We start from the raw sequence: 15,262 nt of genomic DNA on the forward strand, positions 1-15,262 counted from the left end.
TTCGGGCCGGTCGCCGCGCCCCGCGGTTCACCAGGATACGTCGCCCACGTGCCACGGACCTACCTGACGCGCTCCGCCCCTGACACCGGCGAGGTCGAGCATCGGCGCTGGATGTTCCGGCACCCCGCGGTCATCCGGATCACCCACTGGGTCAACGCCCTCTGCCTCCTCGTTCTGCTGACGAGCGGCCTGCAGATCTTCAACGCCCACCCGGCCCTGTATTGGGGCAAGGTCTCGACATTCGACACGCCGCTGCTGGCGATGTCCCAGACCGATGACGACCCGCCCAAGGGCGTGACGACGGTCCTGGGCCACACGTTCGACACCACCGGTTATCTCGGCTCATCGACCGGTGCGGACGGCGAGGCGGCCGACCGCGGCTTCCCGTCGTGGCTGACGCTGCCGAGCGACCAGGACCTCACCGGCGGCCGCAGTTGGCACTTCTTCTTCGCCTGGGCTTTCGTCCTGAACGGCACCTTTCACCTGCTCTACGGCCTGTTCAGCGGGCAGTTGCGCTTCCGCGTCGTCCCGCAGCGCGACCAAGTCCGGCATTTCGCCGCCTCGGTTTGGGAGCACCTGACGCTGCGCTTCCCTGAAGGGGACGAGGCTAAGCGCTACAACGTCATCCAGAAGCTCACCTACGCCGTCGTCCTGTTCGTGCTGCTGCCGGTGCAGGTGTTGGCCGGCCTGGCGATGTCGCCCGCGATGGACGCGGCGTTCCCGTTCCTGTTGACGCTGTTCGACGGGCGGCAGTCGGCGCGGACCGTCCACTTTGTCGTCGCGGCCCTGCTGGTGCTGTTCGTCGTCGTCCACGTCGCCCTCGTCGTGCTGTCGGGCTTCTGGAACAACATGCGCGGCATGCTCACCGGCTGGTTCGTGATCGAGCGCCGGATCGAGCCCGCGGCGGGGGATGATGTCCGGGAGCACCGCGCATGATCCAGCCTCCCAGCCGACGCTTCCTCCTGCTCGGCGCCACCGCAGCGGCCGGTACCGCGATGCTTGGGGGCTGCGACCGTCTCGGCGAGGCCGACTGGTTCCGGCGCACGCTCAAGACCGGCGAGGACGCCAACCAGTTCGTGCAACGGCTGCTCCTCACTAAGCGGACGCTCGCGCCCGAGTACGCCGAGGCGGACATCTCGCCATGGTTCAAGCCGAACGGCACCGAGGACCCGCCCGACAAGGCCTACAAGGCGCTGGAGCGGCGCAAGTTCGCGGACTACCGGCTGGAGGTGGGCGGCCTCGTCGAGACCCCGCTGAAGCTCTCCCTGGCCGAGCTGCGCAAGCTTCCTTCCCGGACGCAGATCACCCGGCATGACTGCGTCGAGGGGTGGAGCTGCATCGGCAAGTGGACCGGCGTGCCCCTGTCCGAGATCCTGGACCGGGCACGGCTCAAACCGCAGGCGCGCTACGTCGTGTTCCGCTGCGCCGACACGATGGACCAGGGCGAGGACGAGGGCGCCGAAGGGGACGGGACGGAGGACGTCTCGTCCGGCGGCAACGCCAACCCTGCGATGACGAAGCAATCGGGCGAGGGGGAGGACAAGCGTGATTCCGGGGGCCAGCAAGCCGCCGAGGGAACCTCCACCGGCGACGACGCGCCCGTTCGCTACTACGAGAGCATCGACCTCGTGGACGCCTTCCATCCCCAGACTATCCTCGCCTACGAGCTGAACGGAAAAGCCCTGCCCGTGGCGAACGGCGCCCCCTTGCGGCTGCGTCTCGAACGCAACCTCGGCTACAAGCAGGCCAAGTACGTGATGCGCATCGAGGTGCTGGAGAGCTTCGCCGACATCGGCGAGGGCAAGGGCGGCTACTGGGAGGATCAGGGCTACGCTTGGTACGCCGGCATATGAAGGCCGATGCCCCGGGCACGGCCTTGGTTTAGTTCATCAACTGACCGATATCGGCTTCCTTGCCGACCAATGGATTTGACCGGGATCCGTGTCCGATAAAGTGCTTCCCTTCGTGCGCGCGGAAGGCGCCGACCAGAAAATCCTGGTTGAGAACGCCAGGCTTCGGGAGCTGCTGCGGCAGGCCGGCATCCCGTTTGACGCGGCCGAGGCACATGTCGACACCGGCTTCATGGCGGGCGGCGGCGAGATGGGCGCGCTCATGCGGTCCATGGACTGGTCGCAGACCTCGTTCGGTCCGGTCTCCGGCTGGTCCCAGTCCCTGCGTTCGGCGGTCAGCATCTGCCTGACCACCCGTTTCCCCGTCGTGCTGTACTACGGGCCCGAGCGGGCGTTGATCTATAACGACGCATGGCGGCCGGTCGTCGGCGACAAGCATCCCTGGTCGTTCGGCCGCGCCGGCACCGAGGTTTGGGCCGAGATTTGGGACATCATCGGCCCGATGTTCGACACGGTCTTCGAAACGGGCGAGGCGACGTGGTCCGACGACCAGCTCCTGCCTCTGAACCGCTTCGGCTACGTCGAGGAGTGCTACTTCTACTACTCATACAGCCCGATCCGCGGCGAGCAGGGCCGCGTCGAGGGCATCTTCACGGCGGTGGCCGAGACGACACTCCGGGTCGTCGCCGACCGCCGCACGCGTCTCCTGCGCGACCTGGCCGCCCGGTCCATAGAGGCGAAAACGACCACGGAGGCCTACGCCGTCGCCGCCGAGGTGCTCGCAGGCGACCCGCACGACGTGCCCTTCGCGCTGCTCTACACCTTCGATGCCGACGGCGAGGGCCTGATCCTGACGGGCCAGGTCGGCATGCCGGACGCGATGACCCACCTAGCCCCGGCGAGCGAGGCGGACGGCGACCCCTGGTCCCTGCGCAAGGTGGCCGCCACCGGGACGCCTTTGCTGCTGGAAGGGCTCGACGCGCGGATGCCCGGCCTGCCGGGCGGGCCATGGCCGGAGCCGGTCACCCAGGCGCGGGTCATGCCCGTCACGTCCGGAACGGGCGGCCGCACCAGCGGGATCGCGGTCATCGGCATCAGCCCGCGCCTGCGGTTCGACGAGCGCTACCAGGTCTTCTGCGAGCAAGTCGCCTCCAACCTCAGCGCAGCCGTCACCAACGCGCTCGCCTACCAGGAGGAACGGGCCCGCGCGGAGCGCCTGGCCGAGATCGACCGGGCCAAAACGGCCTTCTTCTCCAACGTCAGCCACGAGTTCCGCACGCCGCTGACGCTGATGCTCAGCCCGCTGGAGGAGATCCTCGCCAAGCCGCCGGCCGGCGTGCTGCCCGACAACCGGGCGCTGGCTACCGTCGCCCACCGCAACGGCCTCAGGCTGCTGCGCCTCGTCAACGGCCTGCTCGACTTCTCCCGGGTCGAAGCCGGCCGAGCCCGGGCCGCCTTCCGGCTCACCGACCTGCCTCGGTTCACTGCCGAACTCGCCGGCAACTTCCGCTCGCTGTGCGAGCAGGCGGGCCTGACGCTGACCGTCGACTGCCCACACCTCGACGCGCTCGTGCCGCTCGATCCGGAGATGTGGGAGAAGGTGGTGCTCAACCTCCTTTCCAACGCCTTCAAGTTCACGCTCGAAGGAAGGATCACCGTGCGAATCGAGCGGGAGGGCGAGTGCGCCGTGCTCACCGTCGCCGACACCGGCACGGGCATCCCCGCCGAAGAGCTTCCTCGGCTGTTCGACCGGTTCCACCGGGTCGAGGGAGCCCAGGGGCGCACCTTCGAGGGGACGGGCATCGGCCTCGCCCTGGTGCAGGAGATGGTCCGCCTCCACCACGGCTCCATCCACGTCGAGAGCGAGCCGGGCCGGGGCAGCACGTTCCGGGTTTCGCTCCCCCTCGCGCAGGACGGCGTCGGCACGGCAGTGGAAGGCTTCACGCCAAGCCTGACCGCGGCACGGGTCGAGGCATTCGTGGCCGAGGCCAAGCGTTGGATCGACGGCGGCGCCGGGGCGGAGGACCTGATCCTCGACGTCGAGCCGGTCAGCCATGGTGTCTCGTCCACGGGCCATGTCCTGCTGGCCGACGACAACGCCGATATGCGCGAGCACGTCGCCCGCCTGCTCAAGGCCCAGGGATACGACGTCGAGGCCGTGCCGGACGGTCAGATGGCGCTCGTCGCCGCCCGTGCGCGTCGGCCCGACCTCTTGCTCACCGACGTGATGATGCCCCGCCTCGACGGCTTCGGCCTGCTCGCTGCCGTGCGGGCCGACCCGGCCATGAGCGATCTGCCCGTCATCATGCTCTCGGCGAGAGCCGGCGACGAGGCCAAAGTCGAGGGGCTCGATGCGGGTGCCGACGATTACCTGACGAAGCCGTTCTCGGCGCGGGAGCTGATCGCGCGCGTCGGCGCGAACCTCCAGCTTGCCCGCGTGAGGCGCGAGGCGGCGGACGCCCTGCGCCGGGTCAACGAGGACCTGGAGCGGGAAGTCGCCGCCCGCACGGCCGAGCGCGACCGGATCTGGCAGGTCAGTCACGATATGCTCGGCGTCGCCGATGCCGACGGCATCTGGCTGGCAGTCAACCCAGCCTGGACCCAGATCCTGGGTTGGCAGGCGCGGGACGTCGTTGGACGCACCTCGGAATGGCTGGAGCATCCCGACGACCGAGAGAAAACCCGCGCCGAGGTTCGGCGGCTTGCCGGAGGCGCGACCACGCTGGCCTTCGAGAACCGCTTCCGCACCCGTGACGACAGCTACCGGACGCTGTCGTGGACGGCGGTGCCGGCAGATGGGCGCCTGTACTGCGTCGCGCGCGACGTGACCGACAAGCGTGCCCACGCGGTCAGCCTCGCCCAGGCCGAGGAGGCGCTGCGGCAGTCGCAGAAGATGGAGGCGGTCGGCCAGCTCACCGGCGGCGTGGCGCACGATTTCAACAACCTGCTGACCATCATTCGCTCCTCGGTCGACTTCCTGCGCCGACCGGACCTGCCGGAGGATCGGCGAGCCCGGTACATGGACGCGGTGTCTGACACTGTAGATCGGGCGGCGAAGCTCACCGGTCAGCTCCTCGCCTTCGCCCGGCGGCAGGCGCTGAAGCCCGAGACCTTCGACGTCGGCGCGCGGCTCCAGGCCGTGGCCGAGATGGTCGACACCGTCACCGGCGCCCGTATCCGGGTCGTGGTCGAGGTGCCGGAGCACCCTTGCTTCATCTGCGCCGACGCCAGCCAGTTCGAGACGGCGCTCGTCAACATGGCCATCAACGCCCGCGACGCGATGGAGGGCGAGGGCACGCTGACCCTGCGCCTCGCCTGCGACCAGGCGATGCCGGCCATCCGCGGACACGGCCCGTCCCGCAACCCGTTCGCGGCCGTCAGCGTCTCCGACACCGGCAGCGGCATTGCCCCCGACACGCTGGCCCGCATCTTCGAGCCGTTCTTCACCACGAAGGAGGTGGGCAAGGGTACGGGCCTCGGCCTTTCTCAGGTCATCGGCTTCGCCAAGCAGTCCGGCGGTGACGTCGACGTGGACAGCGCGGTCGGAAAGGGCACGACCTTCACCCTCTACCTTCCGCAGGTGGACCCGGTCGACGCGCCGGTGCCCAATGATGCCGGGGAGCTCGCCTGGGGCGAGGGGCGCCGCGTGCTCGTGGTCGAGGACAACATCGAGGTCGGCCGCTTCGCCACGCAGATCCTGGAAGACCTGGGTTACGTGACAGCGCTGGCCGCCAACGCGGAGGAGGCCCTGGATCGGCTCGGCGGCGACGGCGCCGGCTTCGACGCGGTCTTCTCGGACGTGGTCATGCCGGGCATGGGTGGCGTTGCGCTAGCCGAGGAACTACGCCGCCGCCTGCCCGAACTGCCCGTGGTGCTGGCTTCGGGGTACAGCCACGTCCTGGCGGAGAAGGGCGCCCATGGCTTCGAGCTCCTCCACAAGCCTTATTCCGCCGAACAGATTTCCCGCGTCCTGAACAAGGTCAGTCACCGGAGACGTCGGAAGCCTGATCAGAGGCGGTAAGCTATAACGGCCCCAGCGTCATGCTCGTCGTGGCCCGCTTGGCGGATCATCTTCGGGGAGCGCCGGCCTCGAGAATGGGTCGCGAAAGGGCTGTAACGGCTTCCCACCGGCCGGGCTTGGCGGGGTGGAGGGTGTCCATGCCTGCCCGCCCCTCAAACCGTAGGACGCGTCAACCCGCAGCGCGGTGGACCGCTTCAGGCCAACGAGGCCTCCTCGCCCGGCGACGGTTCGGCGCCGGCGGCGCCGGGTTCCGGTTCGGTCGAGGACGCGGGCACGGCGGCGTCGGGGACCGCAACGAGCGAACCGATCATAGCGAGGAGCGCGAGCCGCTCTGGACTACCTACCGCGGAGGCCAGGAAATCGTGCAGCTCGACGCGGGATGGCTTCCCGCCCGAGGGACCGTTCGGCTCATGCAGAACGAACACGTCCGTCGGTGCGTGCCCGAGGCAGAGGAACCAGCGGTCGTCGTTCGACGCGACATAGACCAGCTTGCGCTCGATGGTCATGTCCTCGATGCCCTCGGATCGCATGGGGCTCAGGACGCGTTGATTGCGCCGGGCGTCTGCGGTGCCGGCGGCTCGGTCGGCGGGTCACCGTCAGGCGGCGCCGGGTCCGGCGGCGGATCGCCGATGGGTGGCAGCGGGTCGTCCCCCGGGCGTGGCGTATCCGATTGCATGGTGGAAACCCCTTCGCGTGCGCCATGGACGCCGGACGACAACGCATGCGATGCCCCACGGATGCGCCCTCGGCCGGCGCTTTCCGCCGCCTCGGCCACTATCAGCCGAACGTCAGCGCCAACCGCTGCCGCAACGCCTTGCGCAGCGCCCGGCTGAGGTCGGCGACCGAGTAGGGCTTGCCCAGCAGCGGGAAGCCGTCGGTGCCCTCCGAGGCCAGGACGTGGCTGTACCCGGAGGTCAGCACCACCGGCAGGTAGGGCCACCGCCGTCGGATCTCCCTGGCTAGGTCGACCCCGTTCATGCCGGGCATCACCACGTCGGAGAAGACCACCTCGAACCGCTGGCCGGAGGCCTCGATCTCGGCCAGGGCAGACTGAGCGTCCTTCACCCAGACGGCTTGGTAGCCGAGTTCCCCGAGTGCCTGGGTGGCGAACGCGCCTACGTCCAGGTTGTCCTCGACGACCAGGACCGGCGTGCCGTGCCCCTCGGAGAGGGGTCCCGGATCGTCCGGGACGGGGTCCAACGCCTCGGTCTGGGGGGAGCGTGGGAGGAACAGGGTGAAGGTGGTCCCGACGCCGACCTCGCTGTCGACCGCGACGTCGCCGCCGGACTGCTTGGCGAACCCGAACACCTGGCTGAGGCCGAGCCCGGTGCCGTGCCCAACACCCTTCGTCGTGAAGAACGGCTCGAAGATGCGCTCCATCAGGTCCGCGTCGATGCCGGCACCTGTGTCCGAGACCGACACCGCCACGAAGTCGCCCGACACGGCCGGATGCGCGCGCAGGGCCGGGAGGCGGTCGGCCCGCCTGACCGCGATGCGCAGCCGTCCTTCGCCCTGCATCGCGTCGCGGGCGTTCACGACGAGGTTGACGAGTGCCGTGTCGAATTGGCTGGGGTCGGCATCGACGTGGCAGGGCAGTGGTCGGCCGGCTTCGTCCTGGCCGGCATCGGTGTCGGTCTCGACGCGGATGCGGGCCCCGGTCAGCGTACGGACCATGTCGGCGATGGCGCCCACCGACTGCGCGGCGTCAAACACCGTCGGGCGCAATGCCTGCCGCCGGGCGAAGGACAGCAACTGACTGGTTAACCTGGCGGCGCGGTCGACCGTGTCGGAGATGGCCTCGACGTAGCGGCCCCGGCGCTCGTCGCTCAGGCTCGGTCGCTTCAGCAGGTCGGTCGACGACTTGATGACGGTCAGCAGGTTGTTGAAATCGTGCGCCACGCCGCCGGTGAGCTGCCCTACCGCCTCCATCTTCTGGGACTGGCGCAGTTGCTCCTCAAGCGCCCTGCGCTCGGTCACGTCCCGGCCGGTGGCGTGGAAGCGGTCCCCCTGCGGTATGGCGTTCCAGGAGATCCATCGGTGGCCGCCGTCCGCGGTCCTGAACCGGACGTCGAGGTCGACCAGGGGTCGCCCGTCGCGCAGGGTCGCGAATGCACGAGACGCGGCCTCCCGGTCGTCCGCGTGCACGAGCGTGTCGATCCGGACCCCGACCAGGCTGCCGGCCGGCCAGCCGAGCGTCTCGGTCCAAGCCGGGCCGACGGCACGGATGGTCCCGTCGAGGCCGCAGACCACGAGCAGGTCGCGGCTCGTCCGCCAGACTAGGTCGCGCTCGAACAGATGGTCGCGGTCCCTGGCCTCCCGCCGCTCCTCGCCCTTCTGCTTGGCGGTGGCGTCCTCGAACAGCACCGCCACCCGGTTCTGCGCTTGGCTGCCGATGCGCACCGCGTGAACGTCGAAGACACGTCCCAGCCTCGACGCGGCGCTCCTGAACCGCGCGTCGCGTCCCGTACGGGCGACCTCGCCGTAAGTGTCAAACCAATGCCGTTCAATCTCGGGTTCCAGATCGCGCATCCAGCGGCCCTCGACATTCGCGAGCCCGGACTGGCGCTCAAAGGCGGCGTTGACCTCGACGAAGCGGTAGTCTTCGGCCCGGCCTTCCCCGTCGAACCGCATCTCGATGATGCAGAACCCGGCCTCGCCGTCCTCAAGCAGGCTGCGGAAGGATGCGACCCGCCGGACGGCGTGCCCCTCCTGCTCTCGGAAGCGCGTGAGGTCGAGTTGGCTTCCGAAGAAGAACAGGAGCTCGCCGTGCGGGCCAAAGACCGGGCTGACGTACAGCTCGTTGACGAAGGTGCTGCCGTCGCGCCGATAATTCAGCAACTCGACCACCACGTCCCGCCGTGCTGCGACCGCCTCACGGATGCGGTCGACATGGGCCGGATCGGTCTCCGGGCCCTGGAGGAAGCGGCAGTTGCGCCCCACGAGTTCCTCGGCCGCGTAGCCAGAGAGCTCTAGGAAGGCTCGATTGGCGAAGACGATGGGGTTGTCCGGCAGGTTGGGGTCGGTGACGATCATCGCCATCCGCGTCTTGTCGGCGGCGGTGAACAGCAGGTCGGGCCTGAGTGTCCCGACGCCCGCCGCGCTCGCGGTCGAGGGGGCATCCGGCTCCCGACCGGCGCGCAGGCGGGCGACTTCCGCCACCAACTCACTCTCGCGCTGGCGCAGCCGCTCGACCTCCCCCCGAAGATCCTCGATGCTCATGGCCTCGGTCTCTAACCGGCGTCCGTGGGGGGGCCAACGCCTTCGGCGACGCCGGGGCGAAAATCGGGTGCGTCGTTTGGTCAGGTCTCGGCGTCGCGCCGCCCGGCAGTCGCGGAATTCGACTGCATCACAGGCCCGCGGTCATTGCCGCTACGGCCCTGTCGACTGCCTCGCGGAAGCGGTTCTCCGAGAACGGGCGTTCGACGAAAGGGACTTGGTCGGGCAGGTCACCAGGTTGAGGTGTCACCTGCGCCGACACGACGACGACGGCCACGTCGGATCGTCGACGGGTGACCTCGCGGGCGAGCGCCAGGCCATCCATCCGGCCCGGCATGCGCACGTCGGTGACCACCAGCACGACCCCGTCGACGAGCCGGTCGAGTGCCTGGGCGGCGTTGCTGGCCTCGACCACGGCATAACCCTCCGCTTCGAGAAGGTCGCGGACCTCCAGGCGGAAGAGCATTTCGTCCTCGACCACCAGGGCCGTCTTCGCGTTCGGGGCATCGGTCATGGCAAGCGGCAACGGCCCGCCCGACCCTTCGTTGCGCCGCAACGTCAGGCCAGCGCCTGAAAATCGGCCAGCGCCGCCTCGACGACGCACGCCACTCCCTCTGGGCGGTAGTCGAGCGAGAGGTTGGCGTTGACCTGCGCCGTCAGACCGCGCTCGATCAGGCGCGACCCGAACCCCTTTCGCGATGGCGGCACGACCGGAGGACCGCCGGTTTCCATCCATGCGATGCGCAGGCGCGGCGCGTCCGCCGGCCCGACCAGCGAGGCCGTCAGGGAGACCTTGCCGTCGGGCACCGATAGCGCGCCGTACTTGACCGCGTTCGTGGTCAGCTCGTGCAGGGTGAGGGCGAGGGACAGCGCGGCCTTGCCGCCGATCTCGACGTCCGGGCCCTCGTACGCGACGCGCCGACTGGCCGATTCCTGAACGCCGACGCCTTCCCGGACCACAGCCGCAAGGGAAGCACTCTCGGCAGCGCCCCCGAGAAGTACGTCGTGCGCCTTGCCGAGCGCGACCAGCCGGCTGCCGAGGACCTCCCGCGCCGCGTCCATGTCGGTGGCGCCGCGCAGGGTCGAGGCGGCGATGGCCTGCACCATCGCCAGCAGGTTCTTCATCCGGTGCGAGAGCTCTTGGTTGAGCAGATCCTGCCGTTCCTCGGCCCGGCGGCGGGTGTCGATGTCGGCGACCGCCACAACCGCGCCGACCACCGCGCCGGTGTCGTCGCGCATCGGCGCACCGGCGATCTCGATCCAGAGCCGGGTACCGTCGCCACGCTGGTACTCGCAGCGCATCTCGGCGTGCTCGACCCCTTCCCGGATGAGGCGGCTGAGCGGGTACTCCTCCGGAGCGACCCGGCGACCGTCCTCGTGGAAGGCGACCCATTCGCCGTAGCTGTCGGCGTTGGGCGACGGCAGTATCGGATGGCGGAAGATCTCCTCCAGCCGCCGGTTGCCGGCGACGATACGACCGGACGGCGCCTCCGCGAACAGGATGCCGACCGGTACCGTGTCGAGTACGGCGCGCAGCGTCGCCTCGCTGGCTTGCAGGGCCTGGCGCGCCTTCTTCTGTTCCGTGAGGTCGCGCGTGACGGTGCCGTAGCCGAGCTTGCGCCCGTCGGCGTCGCGCACGGGGAAGAGGTTGTACAGGACCGGGACCGCAGCCCCCGTGACCACGTGACGAAAGTTGAGCTCGCCCTCCCAGAACCCGTCCCGCTCGACCGCCGGCAGCACCTGTTCGAGGACGCGCGCGCGCTCCCCCGGCACGAAGTAGTCCACGATGGGCATGGCCCTGGCCGCGGCGAGGTCGGGCAGCCCGATGAGGCGCCGACCGGCCTCGTTAACGAAGTCGACGCTCCCGTCGGGCGCCGCCAGGCCGATGAAGTCCTGGCTCTGCTCGACCAGGGCGGCGAGGCGGCGCGTCTCGGCATCCGCCCGGCGCTGGTCCCCGACGTCGACCAGCACGGTCACCGCAGCCTGGATCGCGCCCTCGTCGTCACGCACGGGTCCGCTCGACACCTCTAGGAGGTGTAGCTCGCCCGTCTCGGCGTTGCGATAGCGCATCTCCTCGCCGCGCACCGTCTCGCCCTTCCGCAGGGCGCGGAGGGTTGGGTACTCGGTGGGCTCGTACCGGCGACCATCCGGGTGCAGGGCGCCGTAGGAGACGTACCGGGCGTCGCCCTGGGTCCCGAGCCCGTGGCCGAGGATCTCCTCGGCCTTGGCGTTCAGGGACGATGGCCTCCCGGCGTCGGCTCCGGCGATGGAGATACCGACCGGCGCCTGGCGGAAGATCGCCTCCAGCAGTCCTCGTTCGAGCCCTAAGCGGCGCTCGCTCGTGCGCAGGGCGTCCTCGGCCCGCATGCGCGCGGTCAGGTCGAGCATCGCGCCGATCATGCGGCAGGCCCGGCCGTCCGCGTCCCGCATGACGTGGCCGCGGTCGAGCACGTGCGCGTAGGAGTCGTCGGCGCGCCGGAAGCGGTACTCTTCCGTCCAGGTCGTGCCGACGCCGTCGATGACGGCGTGGATCGAGGCGTCGATGCGGTTGCGGTCCTCGGGATGGACCTGCGCGATCCACCACTCTCCGGTCGGCTCGACCGTCGCAGGAGCATGGCCGTAGGCCTCGGTCAGAGCCTCGTTCCACAGGACGTGGTTGGTGGCGAGGTTCCAGTCCCAGATTGCGTCGTTGGTCGCGCGCGCCGCCAGTTGGTAGCGTTCCTGGCTTTCCTGCAGGCGGGCGGCGGCCTCCTTCTGCTCCGTCCGGTCGCGCAGGATCTTGATGAAGCCGATTGCTGCGCCGGCCTCGTCGCGCAGCACCATCATCTCGCCGTTGGCCCAGAACCGCTCGCCGTCGCGGCGCAGGTGCCAGCGCTCGTCGACGCCGGTGCCCGTCTCCAGGGCGGACTGCATCTCCATGGCGGGGATGCCATCGCGCCGGTCCTCCGGCGTGAAGAACGCGTCGGCGGTCTCGCTGCACATCTCCTCGGGACGCCAGCCGAGGATCCGGGTCGCGCCCGCGTTCCAGTCCGTGATCCGGCCGTCGAGGTCGAGCAGGATGATGGCGTAGTCCTGCGCGCTGTCGAACACGGCGCGACGACGGTACTCGGTCAGGGCTGCCGCTCGGTTGGCGGCGCGCTCGCCGGCCTCTGCAAGGCCGGAGGCGACGGAACCGGCGAGGACGCCGAGAACCTGCAGATCCTCCTCGGCGAAGGCGTTCGGGCGGCTCGATTGCAGCTTCAGGACCCCGACCACGACACCGCCGCGGCGGACGGGCACCAGCATGCACGAGCGCTGGCGAAGCCGCTCGGCCAGTTCAGGCTCGACCCGGTCATCGGTCAGGACATCGGGAACGAGAAGCGGGACGCCTTCCCGGTAGCAGGCACCCGCGAGGCTACCCCGGAGCGGGACGCGAAGGCCGAGATGCGGTGTGAGGCCGTCCGTGACTGCGCGGTAGACAAGGGAATTGCCCTCGCGGATCTCGACCGTGCCGGCCTCGGCGGCGGGGACGGCGCGCATCGCGCCCGCCAGCACAGCCCGGAAGCTCTCGTCGAGGTCGCCCCCCGCCGCCGCGACGCCGGCCAGGGTCGCGGCGACAGCCTCGCCCTGGCGCCCGACGCGGTCGCGATCCGAGAGTGACCGGCGCAGCAGGAGCTGGTCCATGACCTGCCGGGCGAGCGCCTCAAGGTCCACAACCTGTTCCGGGGAGAGGCCGCCCGGGCGCGGCACGTGGTCGATGACGCACAGGCTGCCGAGCACCTGCCCCTCGGGCGTGCGTAGGGGCGCGCCGGCGTAGAAGCGCAGGCGCGGTTCGCCGGTCACCAGCGGGTTGGCGCGGGTGCGGGGGTCGCGCGTCAGGTCCGGGATCTGCAGGACGCCGGGTTCGGCAAGCACGAACTTGCACACCGAGCGGTCGAGGTCGGTCTCGCAGGGCGGGAAGCCTGCGCGCGCCTTGAACCACTGGCGGTCGCGGTCGACCAGGCTGACTAGGGCCACCGGCGCGGCGCAGAGGCGGCGCGCGAGATGGACGATGTCGTCGAAGCCGCGCTCGGGCGGGGTGTCGAGGATGTCGAACGCGGCGAGCGCGGCCAGCCGCGCGTCCTCCTCGACCCGGGCGGGACGCGTGACCTGGTTCACGGGGTCGCGTCCTTCACGAGTGCGGACGGGGGCCTTAGCCGCTCCGGGTCGCCGACATCGACGGCGACGATGCGACCGCCGGGCGCGTAGACGGCACCCATCACCTCCTCGAAGTGGCGCCGAACCGCGGCGTGGCACTCGCACGAGCCGGCTTCGGCGCGTTTCCGGTCCGGGAGGGTGATGCGTCCGTGGCCGATGGTGATCAGGCCGTCGCGCTGCATGCGCCCGAGAACCTCGGTGAGGTAGGCGCGACGCACCCCGAGCATGTCGGCGAGGAGTTCGTGGGTGACCGGCAATTCGGGCGTGCCGATCCGGTCCTGCAGTGTCAGGAGCCAGCGCAGGCATCGCCGCTCGATGGTGTGCGCGGCGTTGCAGGCGACCGATTGCAGGACCTGGGCGAGCAGGCAGTCGGCGTAGCGCACGAACAGGTCGCGGACGCCCTTCGAGGCCTGCTTGGCCTCGGACAGGCGTACTGCGTCGATCCGGATGACCGGGCCGCTGACCTGGACCACGGCCTGCCCGAACGCCGGCAGGTAGCCGTGGCTGACGACGCCTCCCATGGCGCCCTCGCGACCGACAGTGGCGGTCTCGACCGACTTCCCGTCCATGAGCGGCACGACCAGGGTGACGACGCAATGGTGGGAAGGGAAGGTAACGTGGCTGACGTCGTCGCCGGCGCGGAACAGTACGTCGCCGCGACGGACCTCTCGGCGCTCGGCGTACGGCGCCAACAGGGCGCGGTCGTCGGCATCGAGGGCTTCGAGCAGCAGGTTGCCGTCGATGGTGGACGAGGTTCGGATATTCACGGGGAATGGTCGCGGCGCCGGCGGTCGGGTTGTCCACTAGCGGACTTCCTGGCGCAAAGATGTCCGATACCTGACACCTGATGCCGAAACCGGATGACGGGCGCGACTTTTTCGTCGGCTCGCCGACGGCGACGACGCGCTTGGGCGAAGAGCCTCGTCCGATCCGGAGCGGTCACCAGAGGGGAGGCCACGGAAGCCCTGGGGAACCTGCACGGCGCGGGCAAATTGGCCTTCTGAGCCAAATCAACAGCCAACCGGGAGAAACGCGATGTCGACGGATACCGAGAAGCACCGCGCGCTGCTGAGCGCCCTGAGGGACGCACAAGGCAAGGGAGACGGCTCCTTCGAGCGGGCCGTGACCGATGCCTTCGAGCATGTCTTTGAACACCTCGGCCGCCTCAACGACCACGTGTCGCTCGGCGGTCCCGATGGCGGCGATCCCCACCTCAAGCCCGGCGAATCCCCGACCTTGCGATAGTGGTTGGGTCCTACGGAAGCCGCGAGTCGGAAGGGACCGTATGATCACGCTCTATACTTGGTCGACCCCGAACGGCCGCAAGATCCCGATTATGCTGGAGGAGTGCGGGCTACCCTACACCGTGGTGCCGGTGGACATCGGCAAGGACGAGCAGTTCGCGCCCGACTTCCTGAAGGTCTCGCCCAACAACAAGATCCCGGCCATCGTCGACGACGAGGCGGAAGGCGGTCCCCTGTCGGTGTTCGAGAGCGGCGCGATCCTCACCTACCTCGCCGAGAAAACGGGACGCTTCCTCGCCCCCTCGGGGCCTGCCCGTTACAAGGCGCTGGAATGGCTGCACTGGCAGATGGGCGGCCTCGGGCCGATGCTGGGCCAGCTCGGCTTCTTCGCGGTACGTTCCGACGAGAAGGCGCCGCTGGCCATTAAGCGGTTCACCGAAGAGGCCGACCGCCTGCTGCACGTCATGGACCGGCGCCTTGGCGATGGGCCGTACCTTGCGGGAACGGACTACTCCATCGCCGATATGGCCTGCTACGCCTGGACGCTGGCGGCCACGTCGTTCCTGAAGGAACCGCTAGAGGGGACCTTGGCCGACATCGCGAACGTGCACGCTTGGCTGGGGCGGGTAGGCGAACGGCCGGCGGTGAGGCGCGGCATGGAGATCCCGAAGACCTGAGGTGCCGAAACGCGATGGCGCGGAGGCAGGGGCGGCCCCAGTTTCAGGGGAAACGCGTGACGCCCGTCGCGTCGGCGC

Annotated in this window: 9 protein-coding genes and 2 pseudogenes; 6 read left to right on the forward strand and 5 right to left on the reverse strand. The window is 69.7% G+C overall.

Going from position 1 to position 15,262, the window contains the following annotated elements; genetic code table 11:
- Positions 1-48 precede the first annotated feature (48 nt).
- The 4 genes and pseudogenes from ACLBYE_RS04855 to ACLBYE_RS04870 all read left to right on the forward strand — a co-directional run.
- Entirely contained in the window at positions 49-936 is an 888-nt protein-coding gene (locus ACLBYE_RS04855; protein WP_447693273.1) for a cytochrome b/b6 domain-containing protein, read from the forward strand.
- A complete protein-coding gene (locus ACLBYE_RS04860) occupies positions 933-1,853 on the forward strand; it encodes a molybdopterin-binding protein (protein WP_447693274.1) in 921 nt (306 codons plus the stop codon). The genes ACLBYE_RS04855 and ACLBYE_RS04860 overlap by 4 nt, the downstream gene beginning before the upstream one ends.
- A 1,036-nt stretch (positions 1,854-2,889) precedes the next feature.
- A pseudogene (locus ACLBYE_RS04865) lies at positions 2,890-4,677 on the forward strand (ATP-binding protein); the annotation flags it as partial.
- A gap of 138 nt (positions 4,678-4,815) precedes the next feature.
- A pseudogene (locus tag ACLBYE_RS04870) lies at positions 4,816-5,871 on the forward strand (ATP-binding protein); the annotation flags it as partial.
- Positions 5,872-6,065: 194 nt separating this feature from the next.
- Here the strand turns inward: ACLBYE_RS04870 and ACLBYE_RS04875 are convergent.
- The 5 genes from ACLBYE_RS04875 to ACLBYE_RS04895 form a co-directional block, all read right to left on the reverse strand.
- A complete protein-coding gene (locus ACLBYE_RS04875; protein ID WP_447693275.1) occupies positions 6,066-6,377 on the reverse strand; it encodes a hypothetical protein in 312 nt (103 codons plus the stop codon).
- 271 nt (positions 6,378-6,648) lie between these two features.
- On the reverse strand, positions 6,649-9,090 hold the full coding sequence (locus ACLBYE_RS04880) for a PAS domain S-box protein (RefSeq protein WP_447693276.1): 2,442 nt from the start codon (positions 9,088-9,090) through the stop codon (positions 6,649-6,651).
- Between the two features lie 127 nt (positions 9,091-9,217).
- A complete protein-coding gene (locus ACLBYE_RS04885; RefSeq protein ID WP_447693277.1) occupies positions 9,218-9,643 on the reverse strand; it encodes a response regulator in 426 nt (141 codons plus the stop codon).
- 2 nt (positions 9,644-9,645) lie between these two features.
- Positions 9,646-13,224, reverse strand: coding sequence for a PAS domain S-box protein (locus tag ACLBYE_RS04890; RefSeq protein ID WP_447693278.1), 3,579 nt, complete (start codon positions 13,222-13,224; stop codon positions 9,646-9,648).
- Positions 13,221-14,030, reverse strand: a complete 810-nt coding sequence (locus ACLBYE_RS04895) for a Crp/Fnr family transcriptional regulator (RefSeq protein ID WP_447693279.1) — start codon at positions 14,028-14,030, stop codon at positions 13,221-13,223. The genes ACLBYE_RS04890 and ACLBYE_RS04895 overlap by 4 nt, the downstream gene beginning before the upstream one ends.
- A gap of 268 nt (positions 14,031-14,298) precedes the next feature.
- Between ACLBYE_RS04895 and ACLBYE_RS04900 the strand changes: the two genes are divergently transcribed.
- Positions 14,299-14,508 (forward strand): hypothetical protein, encoded by a 210-nt coding sequence (locus ACLBYE_RS04900; protein ID WP_043759356.1) that lies wholly within the window; start codon positions 14,299-14,301, stop codon positions 14,506-14,508.
- 40 nt (positions 14,509-14,548) lie between these two features.
- Positions 14,549-15,184 (forward strand): glutathione S-transferase family protein, encoded by a 636-nt coding sequence (locus tag ACLBYE_RS04905; RefSeq protein ID WP_447693280.1) that lies wholly within the window; start codon positions 14,549-14,551, stop codon positions 15,182-15,184.
- Positions 15,185-15,262: the final 78 nt, after the last annotated feature.

This window comes from Methylobacterium sp. A52T (assembly GCF_053346095.1).

Coding starts and splice junctions, on each gene's coding strand:
- ACLBYE_RS04905 (WP_447693280.1), top strand. CDS start 14,549: ATGATCACGCTCTATACTTGGTCGACCCCGAACGGCCGCAAGATCCCG.
- ACLBYE_RS04880 (WP_447693276.1), bottom strand. CDS start 9,090: ATGAGCATCGAGGATCTTCGGGGGGAGGTCGAGCGGCTGCGCCAGCGC.
- ACLBYE_RS04900 (WP_043759356.1), top strand. CDS start 14,299: ATGTCGACGGATACCGAGAAGCACCGCGCGCTGCTGAGCGCCCTGAGG.
- ACLBYE_RS04875 (WP_447693275.1), bottom strand. CDS start 6,377: ATGACCATCGAGCGCAAGCTGGTCTATGTCGCGTCGAACGACGACCGC.
- ACLBYE_RS04860 (WP_447693274.1), top strand. CDS start 933: ATGATCCAGCCTCCCAGCCGACGCTTCCTCCTGCTCGGCGCCACCGCA.